Below are 14064 nucleotides of genomic sequence, written 5' to 3'. Positions count from 1 at the left end.
GGTCAGAGGCGCCAGCGCCGGTCCCCGGTCTCGATGCCGAACAGGGATGGCGTGCGGGCATAGGCGGCGAGGCCGGCAAGGGCTGCGAGCGGATGGGTGATGACGTAGACCGGCATCGAGGCCATCAGTTCGCGATGCGGCGCCTTGTCCTCGAAGGCCTCGCGGAAATTGCCCTGCTTCAACGCCGGCACGATCTTCTGGGCGATGCCGCCGGTCAGGAAGACGCCGCCCTTGCTTTTGAACACCAGCGCCAGGTCGCCGGCGGTGCGGCCGAGGCAGGTGACGAACAGTTCCAGCGCCTCCTCGGCGATCGGGTCGGTGCCGGCGAGGGCCGCCGCCGTGACCTGTGCCGGCAGGGTCAGCGTCGGCGTCTTGCCATCGGCGAGGGCGACGGCGCGGTAAGTGTTGACCAGCCCGCGGCCGCACAGGATCTGCTCGCCCGAGATGCGGCCTTCGAGTTTTTCGAGATGCGGGAAGACTTCGAAGTCGCGCGCGGAGCGCGGGCCGATGTCCATGTGTCCGCCTTCGCCGGGGACCGGGATCCAGCGCCCCAGCGCATGGATCAGGCCAGCGACGCCAAGGCCGGTGCCCGGCCCGAGCACGACGCGCCCGGCACCCTCTTCCGGCTCGCCGGGGCCGATCTTTTCCATGTGTTCGTCGCCGAGCGCCACGACCGCAAGCGCCTGGGCCTCGAAATCGTTGAGCACCAGGATGTCGGTGAGCCCGATGGTCGCAAACATCTCCTTGGGCCGCACCACCCATGGGCAATTGGTCAGCGCGATCTCGTCGCCCTCGACCGGGCCGGCGACCGCGAGCACCGCCGAGCGCGGCCGCACCGGCGCGCCGTCGAGCACGGCGAGAATGGCGTCGTCGATATTGGCATAGCTGGCGGTCTGGACGATGCGCGGCTCGCCGGCATCCGTGTCGGCGCTTTCGACGATGGCGAAGCGCGCATTGGTGCCGCCGATGTCGCCGATCAGGATCGGGAACGGGAGAGCCTGCGCCTGGTCGCTCTGATGTGACATTCCCGGTTCCGTCCCTGCGTCGGCGTTCAGCCGTTCTCTTGGTTCTCGAGCATGATCTCGGCCGTCGCCCGGTTCAACGCCATGGGAATGTCGTAGACGATGGCAAGCCGCATCAATGCCTTCACGTCGACGTCATGCGGCATCGGCGTCAGCGGATCAACGAAGAAAATCAACTGGTCGATCCTGCCTTCGCTGATCAGGGCGCCGATCTGCTGGTCGCCGCCGAGCGGTCCGCTCTTCAGCGGCGTCAGGTTGAGGCCCGGACAGGCAGCCAGGATGCGTTGCCCGGTGGTACCGGTGGCGACGATGTGGCAGGTCTTCAGGAACTCGATGTGATCGCTTGCGAAAGCGACCAGGTCGTCCTTCTTCTCGTCATGGGCGATCAGGGCGAGACGCAATGCAGGTGTCACTCGGGCTCATCCAGAAGAACTAAATCGGTTGAAATCCATAGACCGATTTCCGCTTCTTTGGAAGCGCCAAGGCATCGGCGCCGCGATCGGCCTGCAGTTTCGGCGTTACTGCGTTTTCGGGCGTGGACGCGGCAGCGGAATGTCGACCGAAGGCCGGGGCGCAAAAGCGTTTGCCGCAGCCGGGGTGCCGCCATCGGTGATGATGGGCGTATCCGCGACCTCCGGTTCTTCAGGCGAGGGTGCCGCGACGACCGCGGTCGGTGCGCCGCCCTTGCCATGGTAGGTCACCGCTGCCTCGTTGACGGGCGAGGGCGCATCGAGAACGGCGCGGCATTCCTTGGGCAGGCTCGCCATCGTCATGATGTCGCGTGCCTTGGGCTTGGCCGGACCGGTGGCGGGGCGCCATGGTTCCTCGGTGAACCACCAGGCCAGCGACTTGTCGCAGCCGTCGCCGCGCGGCGTCGGATCCTGCTCCTTGCAGCCCTTCGAACCGGCCTGGCAGCCGATGCGGACGTGGAAATGGTAGTCGTGGCCCCAGAACGGCCGGACCTTGCGCAGCCACGAGCGGTCGCCGGTGACGGTTTCGCAGAGCTTCTTCTTGATGCCCGGATTGACCAGGATGCGCTCGACTTCGGGATAGCTGGCGGCGCGCTCGATCAGGCGCGCATGCGCCGGCGTCCAGCGCTTGTCGATGACCAGGTGGGTCTTCTCGTTGACCATCGAGATCGCGCTCATGTTCTCGCGCTCGGTCGGCGACAGCCTGCGGTCGGGCATCGGCGTCAGCCAGATGTCGGCGTCGAGGCCGATCTGGTGCGAGGCGTGGCCGGTCAGCATCGGGCCGCCGCGCGGCTGCGAGATGTCGCCGATCAGCAGGCCGGGCCAGCCGTCGGCGGTGGCCTCGCGCGACAGCTTTTCGATCAGCGCGATCATCTTGGGATGGCCCCAGCGCCGGTTGCGCGACAGGCGCATGGCCTGCCAGGTCGGCCCGTCGGTGGCGATCGCCATCCCACCCGAGAAGCAGCCCTTGGAGTAGAAGCCATAGGAGCGCGCGGCAACCGCCGCCGGCAGCCTCTTGTTGCCGAACAGGTCCTTGGCGAGTTCCGCCGCGCTTGCCGCCTGCATGTCGAGACCGACAAGGCCGAGGGTGGCGATCGCCATGGCGAGCCGCGCCGCCTTGCCCAGAATTCCGCTGAAAAATGCCGTCATGGAGTTTTGTCCTCTCCGCCAGCTTGGGCCGCCACGGTTACTGAATGGTAAATTCCGGGGCCTGCAACCCGGTCATTTCGCTGCACGACCGTCCCCGCTCAGCCTTGCCTGATCGGGCTGCGCTTGTCGTTTTCCCCTTCGCCGCGCCAGCTGCCTTCGGCCCACATCCGATCGAATGCGGTCCGGTAGTTCGGGAAGCGGAACTCATACCCCGTGGCCCGAATCTCGGTGTTGGCGACACGCTTGTTCTCGCCATAGAAGGATCGGGCCATGGGCGAAAGTTGGGCGGTCTCGAAGGCAATTTCGGGGGGTGGGGCAACGCCCATCAGCGCGGCGGCATAGCTCACCACGTCCTGCGGCGGCGCCGGCTCGTCGTCGGTGACGTTGTAGATGCCGCCACGGTCCGCCTCGAGCAGATGCCAGAGCGCACCCGAGATGTCGTCGACATGGATGCGGTTGAACACCTGGTCCTTCTTGATCAGGCGCTTGGCGGTACCGTTTTCGAGGTTGACGAAGGCGTTGCGTCCCGGGCCGTAGATGCCCGACAGGCGCAGGATCGCGATCGGGCGCCCGACCTCTTCGCCAAGGTCGTGCCAGGCCTGTTCGGCGTCGAGCCGGGCCTGCGAACGGCCTGGCTTGGGCCGGCAGGCGGCGGTCTCGTCGATCCATTGGCCGCCATAGTCGCCATAGACGCCGACGGTCGAGAGATATCCGATCCAGCGCAGTGCCGGCATGTGGTGGAGGATGGCGTCGCGGGCGACGTCGAGCACCGGGTCGCCGTCGGCACCGGGCGCTGCCGACACCACCAGCTGCGTGGTTTCGGCGAGCTTTGCTCGGATTTCGGGCGTCAGGTGCCCGTCGAACAGAAACGGCTCGATGCCTGCGGCTTGGAGCTCGGCAAATTTTCCGGCGGATCGGGTCGTGCCGGCGACACGGGTGCCCTGCGGACGATCGCGCCCGAATGCCTTGCCGGAATAGCCGGCGCCGAAGATGAAGATGTTCTGCTGGGTCATGCCTGCGTCCGTGCGGGTTCAGCCTGCGTGAGCGCCGCCTGCCATTCGGCAATCACGTCTTGTTCGGTTTCGGCTTTCAGCGCTTCAAGCGCAAGGGCCGAAAACGCTTCCGGCGTAACGAGCCGCGACAGCGCCCAGACGGCAGCTCCCCTGACCAGTGGCGCGGCGTCGGACAGCAGCGCCCGGCATGGCCAGCCCAGCGCGCTGTCGGCCGAGTTGCCGGCTGCGATCAGCACGTTGCGGATGAAGCGTTCGCGGCCGATGCGCTTGACCGGGGAACCGGAAAAGAAGCTGCGGAAGGCTGCGTCGTCGAGTTGGAGCAGGTCGGCGAGGCGCGGCTGGCGCAGGTCGTCGCGGGCCGCAAGCTTCGCTTCCGAGGCCGACTGGGCAAACTTGTTCCACGGGCAGGCGGCAAGGCAGTCGTCGCAGCCATAGATGCGGTTACCGATCCGCTCGCGGAACTCGATCGGGATCGGCCCCTTGTTCTCGATGGTCAGGTAGGAGATGCAGCGCCGCGCATCGATCCGGTAGGGCGCGGGGAAGGCGTCCGTTGGGCAGGCGTCGAGGCAGGCGCGGCACGAGCCGCAATGATCGGCCTCGGCCTCGTCGGGGACGAGCTCGGCGGTGGTGAAGATCGTGCCCAGGAACAGCCAGGAGCCGAACTCGCGGCTGACGAGATTGGTGTGCTTGCCCTGCCAGCCGAGCCCGGCGGCCTCGGCCAGCGGCTTTTCCATCACCGGGGCGGTGTCGACGAACACCTTCACGTCGCCGCCGGCGCGGGCGACGATCTTGCCGGCGATCTCCTTGAGCCGGCCTTTCATGACGTCATGATAGTCGCGGTTGCGGGCATAGACCGAGATCGCGGCACGGTCGGGCATGGCCTGCAGGTCGCGCGGATCGGTGTCGGGCCCGTAGTTCATGGCGAGCACGATGATCGAGCGCACCTCGGGCCACAGCACGGAGGGTTCGGCGCGGCGCTCCAGCGTCTCGGCCATCCAGCCCATCGAGCCGTGCAGGCCTTCCTCGACGAACTGGGCAAGGCGGGCGGGGGCGAGCGGGATCGCGTCCGGTCGCGTCACCGCAACTGCGGCAAAGCCGGCGCGTTTCGCTTCGCGCTCGATCAGCTGGCGCAGCGCCGTATCAGAAATCGAGGTCCGCATAATGCGATGCCGGGCCCAGGCCGCGCACCCGGTCTCCGAGCAGCGGCCGGAAGGACGGCCGCGACTTGACCCGGGTGTACCATTCGCGCGCCGAGGCGTGTTCGCGCCAGTCGATTTCGCCGAGATAGTCGAGCACCGACAGCGCGGCTGCGGCGGCAAGGTCGGCATAGGTGATGCGCGTGCCGGCGAGCCAGTGGCGGGTGCCGGCCAGCCAGTTGGTGTATTTCATGTGCTGGCGGATATTGGCGCGTGCCGCACGGATCGCCGCCGAATCGGGCGAGCCGCCGCCGGCGGCCTCGGGCATATGCGGCTTCAGCACGCGTTCGCGCACCAGATGCCGGGTCACTTCGCTCTCGGTCTTGGTCAGGTACCAGTCGGTGAGGCGGCGGATCTCGGCGCGTTCCATCGGGTCTTCGGCAAACAGCCGGCGCTCGCGCTTCAGCACGCCGCGGGTCTCGTCGATATATTCCGAGATGATCATCGCGCCGACGATCGGCACGTCGCCCTCGGCCAGCAGCACTGGCAGCGTGCCGGCCGGATTGAGCGACAGGAATTCCTTGCGCCGCGCCCACGGCTTTTCCTCGATCAGGGCCAGCTCCTCGCCATATTCGCCGAACGCCAGGCGGACGAAGCGGCATGTGGCGAACATCGGGTGGTGGAAAAGAGTCAGCATGGTCCTGCGAAATTCGTGATCGATGGCGCTCTGGCGAATCGCCGGCCGCGCCGCTAGAGCTTCTGGGCCCGGCGCACCGGGCTCTCGGGCGACCCGACCTATAGGGTGAGTTCTGCCCCATGACAAGCAATCGCGAATGAACGATCCCGCGGGGACTGGAATGGAAAGCCAGACTATCATCGACGCGCTGCTGCTCGGCCTGCTCGAGGGGCTCACCGAATTCATCCCGGTCTCCTCGACTGGCCATATCCTGCTTGCCGGGCATTTCCTCGGCTTCAACTCGACCGGCAAGACCTTCGAGATCCTGATCCAGCTCGGCGCCATCCTGGCCATCCTGTCGGTCTACTGGGCCCGGCTGTGGCGAATGCTGGTCGACCTGCCGCGCGACCCTCAGACGCAGCGTTTCGTTGCCGGCATCCTGATTGCATTCCTGCCGGCCGCATTGATCGGCGCGTTTGCGCATGGCTTCATCAAGACGGTGCTGTTCGAATCGCCGCGGCTGATCTGCGTCATGCTGATCCTCGGCGGCTTCGTGCTGCTGCTGCTCGACAAGCTCGACCTCAAGCCGCGCTATGGCGACGTCACCAACTTTCCGTTCTCGGTCTATCTCAAGATCGGCCTGTTCCAGTGCCTGGCGATGATCCCCGGCACTTCGCGCTCGGGCGCGACCATCGTCGGTTCGCTGCTGATGGGGGTGGAGAAGCGCGCGGCCGCCGAATTCTCCTTCTTCCTCGCCATGCCGACCATGGCGGGCGCCTTTGCCTATGACCTCTACAAGAACCGCGACATCCTTTCAGTGGCCGACCTGCCCGTCATCGGCGTCGGTTTCATCGCGGCCTTCGTCATGGCGCTGCTGGTGGTGCGCCACCTGCTCGATTACGTCTCGCGCAACGGCTATTCGCTGTTCGGCTGGTGGCGCCTGATCGTCGGTGGCATTGGCCTGATCGCGCTGACGGTCTGGGGCTGAGAACCGGTCGCCGACTCCACTTTGCCGGCCACCTGATGCGCTATTACGCGCCTCTGGCGCTCATTCGAGCGGGCTCACGCTTGGAGAAGCCATCGTGGCGGGTATTCGGCCGCGGCCACTCACCCCGTGACTCAACGGGCCGTGCGCTGCGACCGATGAGGCGCTTGCTGAAATTTCTGGTGAGGGCGCCTGTGCGCCCTCGGCCGGTCAGGCTTCCGTGCGGCGGGTGAACTGGCCGGCGGCGCGGTAGCGCCAGAGGTAGCTCGGCAGGATCGACGCCGTGGTCTTGGGCGCGATGCCGATGGCCGCGATGGTGCGGCCTTCGTCCTGCGCCGCCTTCGACACGACATTGTCGGAGCGCAGCAGCGTGACCTGGTCCTTGGTCAGCAGCGGGTTAGGCAGCAGGCCGAGGATCGAGGCCTGCAGGTTGGCAGCCCACCACGGCACCGCCACCAGGCTGCGCTTGCGGTCGATGACCTCGAGCATCTGCTCCATGCACTGCTTGAAGCTCAGCACCTGCGGGCCGCCGAGCTCATAGATGGTGCCGCCCTTGACCTTGCCGTCGACGGCGCGCGCGATGGCCTCGGCGACGTCGCCGACATAGATCGGCTGGAAGCGGGTTTCGCCGCCGCCGATCAGCGGCAGGAACGGCGAGAAGCGCGCCATGTTGGCGAAGCGGTTGAAGAACTGGTCCTCGGGGCCGAAGACGATCGACGGGCGGTAGATCACCGCCTCGGGAACGGTCGCCAGAACGGCCTTTTCGCCGCGCGCCTTGGTCTGGGCGTAGGTCGCATGCGAGGTTTCGCCGGCGCCGAGCGCCGAGACATGGGTCAGCGAAGCGCCGACCGCGCGTGCGGCCTCGGCCACGGCCCGGGCACCGAATTCCTGGACCGTGGAGAAACGCTGGCGGCCGCCTTCATGCAGGATGCCGACGAGATTGACGACGTGCGATGCGCCCTGGACGGCGCGGTCGACCGACCAGCGCACGCGCAGATTGGCCTGCACCGGCTGGATCTGGCCGACATTGCCGAGCGGCTGCAGGTGGAAGGCGAGGTCGGGGCGGCGGCAGGCGACCCGCACCAGGTACCCGCGCTTGGCCAGCGCCCGCACGACATGGCGGCCGAGGAAGCCGGAGCCGCCGAATACGGTCACGAGTTGCGGGGTCTGCAGAATTTCGGTCATCGCTGGCTCCGGTCGCCAAAAGGGGCAGGGACGTCGCCGTTCTTAGCCCGTTTCGCGGAAAAGGCAATCATCGAGGCTGCATGCGGAGCGGCCCGCGCCGATCTGGCGCGGGCTTGTGGCTTGCCTTGGGAGGCAGGTTCTAGAATTCGCGGCCGATGCGGGCGTCGACCGAGTGGCGGTTGCCGCCGCGAATGGCGAAGAACAGGCAGACCGCGGCCCAGATGATCGCCTTCTCGGCCATCAGGTAGCCCTGGCCCAGGGTGACCCAGTGGTACCAGGCGGCGACCGCCAGCACGACCGTCGCGGCAAGCGCGGCAGGCCGTGTGAACAGGCCGATGGCGATCAGGATGCCGCCGAAGAACTCGGTGCAGGACAAAAGCAGCGACCAGAAGGCGCCGGGGTAGAAGCCGAGGCTCTGGACCATTTCCGCCGCGCCGAACGGGTCGGCAATCTTGCCGGCGCCATGGGCGACAAGCGCAAGGCCGGCGACGATGCGCACGATCGTTTCGGCGGAGTCATGCAGGCTCGAATAAATTCCGCGAAGCGCGGGAATGAAAAGTCGGCGGCCGGATGTTTCGGTCGTCAGGGTCAAGGACATGTCTCCGTTTGCGGGGCTCTGCTCAAAAAATGTTGCAATGCACCAACGCCGCAAAGGCGCCGTCACGGTCAAGTCAACAAGGATTGAATGAAAGATGATTGACCTGCTCATGTTTGACAAAATTTGGGAACTCGACCGGCGGAAGGGCGTTGATCCCCCAGTGCGGCGGACCTGTCGTGCCAATCCCGAGAAGGAGAACGCGATGAATTGGAACCAGATCGAAGGCAATTGGGAGCAGTTCAAGGGCAAGGTTCAGGCCCAGTGGGGCAAGCTGACCGACGATGACCTCGACGTCATCAAGGGCAAGCGCAAGGAGCTCGCCGGCAGGCTGCAAGCCCGTTACGGCCAGGCGCAGGACGAGGCCGAAAAGGATATCGACACCTGGCTTTCGCGCCACTGAACCGTCTTTGAGCAACATGGCCGCATTGGCGCGGCAGACGGGAGCCCCGCAAGCCTGCGGGGCTTTTTCATTGTCGAGCCCAGCGCAGAAAACCCCGCAAACTGCGGGGTTTTCCGGATGGCAGAATGCAGGCGACCGACGCTCGAGCGAGGCCGACGCCTTCTCGCTGGGCATGATCCCGAAAACCGGCTACCACTTTTCGGGATCATGCCCTTGGCATCAGGAGGGTTCCCGGCAAGTCTTGCCACCCCAACCCTGCTGGCCCGACATGTTGCCACCTGCGGCCTTGCAGTCCTGGATGAACTTGGTGTTGCAATCCGGGAACTTGCTCGAGCCGTTCTTGCAGTACTTGTCTTCCGTGGCGCCGCCATTGCCCGACGAAGCCTTGCCGCTCGGGCCGGACGGCTTGTCGTTGCCCGGCTTGTCGGAGAAGCCGCCGGGGCCCGAAGGGCCGTTGCCGCCCGGTGCGTCGGAGATGTCGCTCGGACCCGACGGACGGTCGCCGCCGCCCGACCCGGCCGAGAAGCTTGCGGCATTGGCGCTGCCGATGGCGCCGGCAAGCAGCAGAACGGCGGTCAGGATGGTGATCTTGGCTTTCATGGTCATTTCCCTTTCGAGGTTGCGTTTCGGGGTCGCGGAAACGCTCTGGCTTCCACGTCGGAACGATCTTCGGTTTGGGTTCCCCCCGGTTGATCTGGCGAGCTCACCTCGCCCTGGACATGACTGGGTCGCGGCGGCGGCGGGAAAGGTTCACAGGGAGTTCGAATTATTTTCGCGGGAGTTTCGCGGGGTGTTCCGAGGCGTGGTTCGGAACCACCGGAGCACCGGAGAAATCACGGCATGAACACAGTTGCCATGCCGTGACGGTGACACCGCTGCTGCGGTCCAGGCTTCGCGTTCCCAACGGTCAAGCGGAACCGAGAACGCTCCCGCTCACCCTGCCTGCCGCGCCGAAAACTCGGCGATGCGGGCGTGCAGGGCTATGGGGATCGCTATGCCGCCGGCCTCCGCACGGGCGCGCGCCGCAGCCTTTGCCGGGCCGGGGATGTGGACGTGGTATTGGCTCGACAGCCGGTCGAGCTGCGCCCGCATGCGCGCCTCGAAGCCGGGATCGAACAGCTTGGGGTCGAGGGCGACGATGAACAGGCCGGCGCCGGGTGTCTGGTCGCCCGCCGTGATCGACGGCGCGTCGATCGACCAGTTGGCACCCGAAATGCCGGCGGCAAGCACTTCGACCATTAGCGCGATGTTGGCCCCGCGCGCCCCGCCGAAAGCGAGCAGCACGCCTTTCATCGCCTTCTTGGCGTCGGTGGTGGGCTTGCCCCTGGCGTCAAGCGCCCAGCCCTCGGGGATTTCCTCCCCGGTCACGGCCGCCTTGCGCACATTGACGAAGGCGGTGGCGCTGGAGGACTGGTCGATGATCAGCGGCGGGCCGTCGGCCGTGGGAGCCGCGAGCGAGATCGGATTGGTGCAGAACACCGGCTTGGTGGAGCCGGAGCCGGCAACGAGTGCCGGTCCGTTGGTGGCGGCGAGGGCGACAAGGCCGGCCTCGGCGAGGCGGCCGGTGAAATAGCCGAGCGAACCGCAGGTATAGGCGTTCTTCTGCGCAAAGACGGTGACGCCGAACAGCCGCGCCGCCTTGGCGATCTCGTCGAAGTTGCGGTCGAAGCCGTTATGGGCCGCGCCCCCTTGTCCGTCGGACAGGTAGATCGCCAGCGCCGGCCGGGCGATGACCGGTTCGGCCTTGCCGTCGATGCGCCCGGCCTCGAGCGCCTCGAGATAGTCGACATAGTGGGACAGGCCGACGCTTGCCTGGCCGTCGGCTTCGGCGGCGACTGCGGCGAGCGCGATCGACTGCGCCGTCTCCTCGCTGGCGCCGGCGCCGATGGCGGCCGAAATGCAGAGCGCGCGGGCTTCGTCGAGGCTGAGCGTGACCGTTTCTGTCTTTGTCTGCGGCATAGGCTTACCCCAGTCTGGCCGGGATCTTCGCCTCCAGCTTGCGGAAGGCGAAGACCAGGATGCCGGTGATGATCAGATAAATGAGGGCGAGCAGCAACAGCGGCTCGTAGACGATGAAGGTGTCCTGTCGGACGCGCGAAGCGACTGCATAGATGTCGATGACGGTGATGGTGGCGACGAGCGGCGTCGCCTTGAGCTGCAGCACGGTCTCGCCGGCGAGCGTCGGCAGCGCCCGGTGGATCGCCTGCGGCAGCCAGATGCGGCGGAAGCGTTTCCACGGGCTCATGCCGAAGGCGCGGGCGGCCTCGAGCTGCCCCCTCGGCACGCCGGCGAAGGCGCCGCGCATCACCTCGCCTTCATAGGCGGCGTAGGACAGGGTCAGCGCAACCACGGCATAGGGCCATGCCTGCCTCAGGATCGGCCACAGCTCGGACTGCCGGATCCAGGGGAATTGCGGGAACAGCGAGCCGAGGCCGTAATAGAGCAGCCAGAGCTGCAGCAGCAGCGGCGTGCCGCGGATGACCGTGCAGAAGGCCTTGGCCGGCCAGGCCAGCCAGAACGGCCCGGCGGCCTGGGCGAGGCCGAGCGGCACGGCGAGCATGAAGCCGAGCACCACGGTGACGGCGAGGATCCAGATGGTGCGCCAGATGCCGAGCAGGGCCAGGTCGTAGTAATTGGGCAGCCAGTCCCAGCGCATGAAGACGGCTGCCGAAAACACCAGGGCTGCGCCAATGCCAATCAGCACGATGCGGTGCGGCTGCAGCCATTCCGAACGGCTGGTGGAGGTCGTCGATGCGGGCGCGGCAGCACTCATCGGCCGGACTCCGCAATCGGCGGCATGCCGCGCCGCGCCCAGCGCTCGATGCGGCCGATGATGACGTTGGAGAACAGCGTGAGCAGCAGGTAGAGCACGCCGGCGGCGACGAAGAAGGTGAAATAGGCCTTGGTGGTGGCGCCGGCCTGGCGGGTTTCCTGGGTCAGCTCGTTGAAGCCGACGACGGCCAGCAGTGCCGTGTCCTTGGTGGCGATCAGCCAGAGGTTGGCGAGGCCGGGAATGGCGAAGGGCAGCATCGCCGGCAGGGTGATGCGGCGCAGCATCTTGCCGGGCGGCATGCCATAGGCGCGCGCAGCCTCGATCTGGCCCTGCGGTATGGCGAGGATGGCGCCGCGAATGACCTCGGTGGCGTAGGCGCCCTGGACGATGCCAAGCACGCCGATGCCGGCGACGAGCCCCGATATGTCGATGGGGGCGTAGCCGAAGCTGTCGAGCGCCCGGTTGATCAGGTCGGTGCCGGCATAATAGAGCAGCAGGATCAGCACCAGCTCCGGCACGGCGCGCACGACCGTGGTGTAGATCTCCATCAGGTCGCGCACGATGGGGCTGCCATAGAGCTTGCCCCAGGCGCCGGCGACGCCGATGGCGAGGCCGAGCCCGAATGCGCCCAGCGCGATCTGGACGGAGTTCGCCAGCCCGCGCAGCAGGTTGCCGCCCCAGCCGGGCGGTGAAATCGCCAGCAACTCGACGGCGCTCGTTTGCAGCAGCGGGTTCAGCAGGTGCTCGATGGCGGTGGTCCTCTTGAGAGCTGAAGAAGACGGAATTCCTCTCCCCCTTGTGGGGAGGGGCCAGGGGTGGGGGTGACTGCCCGCGCAACCGGCGCTTGGTGAACCCCCACCCTTTATCCCTCCCCACAAGGGGGAGGGAGGGCGTCGGCGTCGCACCTCAATCAGTAGGCGGAACGCGCGTCCGCGCTCAGCGGATCACTTGCCGTAGATGTCGAAGTCGAAATACTTCTTGGTGATCTCGGCGTATTTGCCGTTGTCGCGGATGCCCTTGATCGCGGCGTTGAACTTGTCCTTCAGCTCGGTGTCGCCCTGGCGCAGGCCGACGCCGACGCCCGGTCCGAGCACTTCGAGATCTTCTGCGACATCGCCCTTCACGTCGCAGCAGGCCTTGCCTGCATCGGTGGCGAGGTAGGTGTTGAGCGACAGCGAATCCGCCTGCACCGCGTCGATGCGGCCGGCGGCGAGGTCGGCCTGGGCCTCGTCCTGGGTCTGGTAGATCTTGATCTCGGCAGCGGTGGGACCGAAGTGCTTCTTGGCGTAGGCCTCATGCACGGTCGACACCTGCACGCCGATGATCTTGCCTTTCAGCCCCTCCGGCGTGGCGTCGAACTTGGCGTCCTTGGAGCCGATGATGCCGGTCGGTGTGTTGTAGTACTTGTCGGAGAAGTCGATCGACTTCTTGCGCTCGTCGGTGATCGACATCGAGTTGATGATGGCGTCGATCTTCTTGGAGTTGAGCGCCGGGATCAGGCCGTCCCAGGCGGTCATGGTGACCTCGCACTGGAGCTTGGCCTCGGCGCAGAGTGCGTCGATCATGTCCATTTCCCAGCCGCCCCATTTGCCCGATGCGTCGGGCGAGGCGAAGGGCGGATAGGGTTCGGGTGCCATGCCGACCTTGATCGCCTGGGCGCTGGCGGCTCCCGCGCTCAGGCCAAGGACCAGTGCCAAGGCCGCAGTTGCAAGCAGTGCTTTCATGCTGTCACTCCCGTTTGTCGTTGTTCTTGATGTTCCCGATTTCTTGCAGGCTAGCCGATGTTGCGGATGAACTGCTTGAGCCGCTCCGACCTGGGCGACCCGAACAGCTGTTCCGGCGGGCCTTCCTCCTCGACCTGCCCGTTCCAGAGATAGATCACATGGGTCGCCACCTCGCGGGCGAACTTCATCTCGTGCGTCACCAGCACCATGGTGCGGCCTTCGCGGGCGAGGTCGCCGATCACCTTCAGCACCTCGCCGACCAGTTCGGGATCGAGCGCCGAGGTAGGTTCGTCGAACAGCATGACCCGCGGCTGGACGGCGAGCGCGCGCGCGATCGCCGCGCGCTGCTGCTGGCCGCCGGAGAGATAGGCCGGGTAGACGTCGCGCTTTTCGGCAAGGCCGACGCGGGCCAGCAGCCGTTCGGCCTCGGCAATGGCATCGCTGCGCTTGACGCCAAGCACATGCACCGGCACCTCGATGACGTTTTCCAGGAGCGTCATGTGGCTCCACAGGTTGAAGCTCTGGAACACCATGCCGAGGCGCGAGCGAATGCGCTCGATCTGGCGCCGGTCGGCCGGCACGCTGTCGCCCAGGCTGTTCGGCTTGAGGCGGATCTCCTCGCCATTGACGCGGATGATGCCGCTGGTCGGATTCTCCAGGCAGTTGATGCAGCGCAGCAGCGTCGACTTGCCCGAACCGCTGCCGCCGATAATCGCCACCACCTCGCCGTCGCGCGCCGACAGCGACACGCCCTTCAGCACGTGCAACTGGCCGAACTTCTTGTGCAGGTTCTCGACATGGATGGCTTCGGCGGCTTGGCCGTCTGATTGGACAGGGTGCTGGGCTGCATGACCCGCAGCCATCAGCGATGGCCCCGGCGCGTGAACGTCTTCCCGTCAGCTTGCATCAGGCTGCTCATGGTCGCGTCGCGAT

16 protein-coding genes are annotated in these 14064 nt (G+C 66.5%); 2 read left to right on the top strand and 14 right to left on the bottom strand.

The window, feature by feature from the left end; translation table 11 throughout:
- Positions 1–2: 2 nt before the first annotated feature.
- The 6 genes from GGR00_RS15550 to GGR00_RS15525 form a co-directional block, all read right to left on the bottom strand.
- The gene (locus tag GGR00_RS15550) at positions 3–1025 is read right to left on the bottom strand and encodes a glucokinase (RefSeq protein WP_184699930.1); all 1023 of its coding nucleotides are present in this window, start codon (positions 1023–1025) and stop codon (positions 3–5) included.
- Between the two features lie 26 nt (positions 1026–1051).
- Positions 1052–1435: a methylglyoxal synthase gene (locus GGR00_RS15545; RefSeq protein WP_055982092.1), complete on the bottom strand. Its 384-nt coding sequence runs from the start codon at positions 1433–1435 to the stop codon at positions 1052–1054.
- Between the two features lie 105 nt (positions 1436–1540).
- A complete protein-coding gene (gene mepA / locus GGR00_RS15540; RefSeq protein ID WP_055982094.1) occupies positions 1541–2641 on the bottom strand; it encodes a penicillin-insensitive murein endopeptidase in 1101 nt (366 codons plus the stop codon).
- A 98-nt stretch (positions 2642–2739) separates the two neighbouring features.
- Complete coding sequence (locus GGR00_RS15535; RefSeq protein ID WP_184699929.1) at positions 2740–3654, bottom strand: SDR family oxidoreductase; 915 nt, start codon at positions 3652–3654, stop codon at positions 2740–2742.
- On the bottom strand, positions 3651–4814 hold the full coding sequence (gene queG / locus GGR00_RS15530; protein WP_055982100.1) for a tRNA epoxyqueuosine(34) reductase QueG: 1164 nt from the start codon (positions 4812–4814) through the stop codon (positions 3651–3653). Before queG ends, GGR00_RS15535 begins: the two co-directional genes overlap by 4 nt.
- A complete protein-coding gene (locus GGR00_RS15525) occupies positions 4795–5487 on the bottom strand; it encodes a glutathione S-transferase family protein (RefSeq protein WP_055982103.1) in 693 nt (230 codons plus the stop codon). Before GGR00_RS15525 ends, queG begins: the two co-directional genes overlap by 20 nt.
- 160 nt (positions 5488–5647) lie before the next feature.
- Here GGR00_RS15525 and GGR00_RS15520 point away from each other — a divergent pair, with 160 nt between their 5' ends.
- A complete protein-coding gene (locus GGR00_RS15520) occupies positions 5648–6454 on the top strand; it encodes an undecaprenyl-diphosphate phosphatase (RefSeq protein ID WP_055982106.1) in 807 nt (268 codons plus the stop codon).
- Between the two features lie 207 nt (positions 6455–6661).
- Here the strand turns inward: GGR00_RS15520 and GGR00_RS15515 are convergent, their stop codons facing one another.
- The gene (locus GGR00_RS15515) at positions 6662–7636 is read right to left on the bottom strand and encodes a complex I NDUFA9 subunit family protein (protein WP_055982109.1); all 975 of its coding nucleotides are present in this window, start codon (positions 7634–7636) and stop codon (positions 6662–6664) included.
- Between the two features lie 139 nt (positions 7637–7775).
- Positions 7776–8234, bottom strand: a complete 459-nt coding sequence (locus GGR00_RS15510; RefSeq protein ID WP_156381380.1) for a DoxX family protein — start codon at positions 8232–8234, stop codon at positions 7776–7778.
- A 202-nt stretch (positions 8235–8436) separates the two neighbouring features.
- Here GGR00_RS15510 and GGR00_RS15505 point away from each other — a divergent pair, with 202 nt between their 5' ends.
- Positions 8437–8634, top strand: a complete 198-nt coding sequence (locus GGR00_RS15505) for a CsbD family protein (protein ID WP_055982117.1) — start codon at positions 8437–8439, stop codon at positions 8632–8634.
- A gap of 219 nt (positions 8635–8853) precedes the next feature.
- Here GGR00_RS15505 and GGR00_RS15500 read toward each other — a convergent pair whose 3' ends face one another.
- From GGR00_RS15500 to GGR00_RS15475, 6 genes are all read right to left on the bottom strand, one after another.
- Positions 8854–9234: a hypothetical protein gene (locus tag GGR00_RS15500; protein WP_184699928.1), complete on the bottom strand. Its 381-nt coding sequence runs from the start codon at positions 9232–9234 to the stop codon at positions 8854–8856.
- A 333-nt stretch (positions 9235–9567) separates the two neighbouring features.
- Positions 9568–10593, bottom strand: coding sequence for an Ldh family oxidoreductase (locus GGR00_RS15495; protein ID WP_184699927.1), 1026 nt, complete (start codon positions 10591–10593; stop codon positions 9568–9570).
- Between the two features lie 4 nt (positions 10594–10597).
- On the bottom strand, positions 10598–11407 hold the full coding sequence (locus GGR00_RS15490; protein WP_184699926.1) for an ABC transporter permease: 810 nt from the start codon (positions 11405–11407) through the stop codon (positions 10598–10600).
- Positions 11404–12111, bottom strand: coding sequence for an ABC transporter permease (locus GGR00_RS15485; RefSeq protein WP_343065563.1), 708 nt, complete (start codon positions 12109–12111; stop codon positions 11404–11406). Before GGR00_RS15485 ends, GGR00_RS15490 begins: the two co-directional genes overlap by 4 nt.
- A gap of 240 nt (positions 12112–12351) precedes the next feature.
- The gene (locus tag GGR00_RS15480) at positions 12352–13131 is read right to left on the bottom strand and encodes a transporter substrate-binding domain-containing protein (RefSeq protein ID WP_184699925.1); all 780 of its coding nucleotides are present in this window, start codon (positions 13129–13131) and stop codon (positions 12352–12354) included.
- A gap of 50 nt (positions 13132–13181) precedes the next feature.
- Positions 13182–13994, bottom strand: a complete 813-nt coding sequence (locus GGR00_RS15475) for an ABC transporter ATP-binding protein (RefSeq protein WP_055982137.1) — start codon at positions 13992–13994, stop codon at positions 13182–13184.
- Positions 13995–14064: the final 70 nt, after the last annotated feature.

Origin of the sequence: Aminobacter aganoensis (genome assembly GCF_014206975.1) — a bacterium.
GTDB lineage: Bacteria > Pseudomonadota > Alphaproteobacteria > Rhizobiales > Rhizobiaceae > Aminobacter > Aminobacter aganoensis.
This window is presented reverse-complemented; position numbering and strand designations above follow the sequence as displayed.

Coding starts and splice junctions, on each gene's coding strand:
- GGR00_RS15520 (WP_055982106.1), top strand. CDS start 5,648: ATGGAAAGCCAGACTATCATCGACGCGCTGCTGCTCGGCCTGCTCGAG.
- GGR00_RS15525 (WP_055982103.1), bottom strand. CDS start 5,487: ATGCTGACTCTTTTCCACCACCCGATGTTCGCCACATGCCGCTTCGTC.
- GGR00_RS15515 (WP_055982109.1), bottom strand. CDS start 7,636: ATGACCGAAATTCTGCAGACCCCGCAACTCGTGACCGTATTCGGCGGC.
- GGR00_RS15490 (WP_184699926.1), bottom strand. CDS start 11,407: ATGAGTGCTGCCGCGCCCGCATCGACGACCTCCACCAGCCGTTCGGAA.
- GGR00_RS15475 (WP_055982137.1), bottom strand. CDS start 13,994: ATGGCTGCGGGTCATGCAGCCCAGCACCCTGTCCAATCAGACGGCCAA.
- GGR00_RS15500 (WP_184699928.1), bottom strand. CDS start 9,234: ATGAAAGCCAAGATCACCATCCTGACCGCCGTTCTGCTGCTTGCCGGC.
- GGR00_RS15480 (WP_184699925.1), bottom strand. CDS start 13,131: ATGAAAGCACTGCTTGCAACTGCGGCCTTGGCACTGGTCCTTGGCCTG.
- GGR00_RS15510 (WP_156381380.1), bottom strand. CDS start 8,234: ATGTCCTTGACCCTGACGACCGAAACATCCGGCCGCCGACTTTTCATT.
- GGR00_RS15535 (WP_184699929.1), bottom strand. CDS start 3,654: ATGACCCAGCAGAACATCTTCATCTTCGGCGCCGGCTATTCCGGCAAG.
- queG (WP_055982100.1), bottom strand. CDS start 4,814: ATGCGGACCTCGATTTCTGATACGGCGCTGCGCCAGCTGATCGAGCGC.
- GGR00_RS15550 (WP_184699930.1), bottom strand. CDS start 1,025: ATGTCACATCAGAGCGACCAGGCGCAGGCTCTCCCGTTCCCGATCCTG.
- mepA (WP_055982094.1), bottom strand. CDS start 2,641: ATGACGGCATTTTTCAGCGGAATTCTGGGCAAGGCGGCGCGGCTCGCC.
- GGR00_RS15505 (WP_055982117.1), top strand. CDS start 8,437: ATGAATTGGAACCAGATCGAAGGCAATTGGGAGCAGTTCAAGGGCAAG.
- GGR00_RS15495 (WP_184699927.1), bottom strand. CDS start 10,593: ATGCCGCAGACAAAGACAGAAACGGTCACGCTCAGCCTCGACGAAGCC.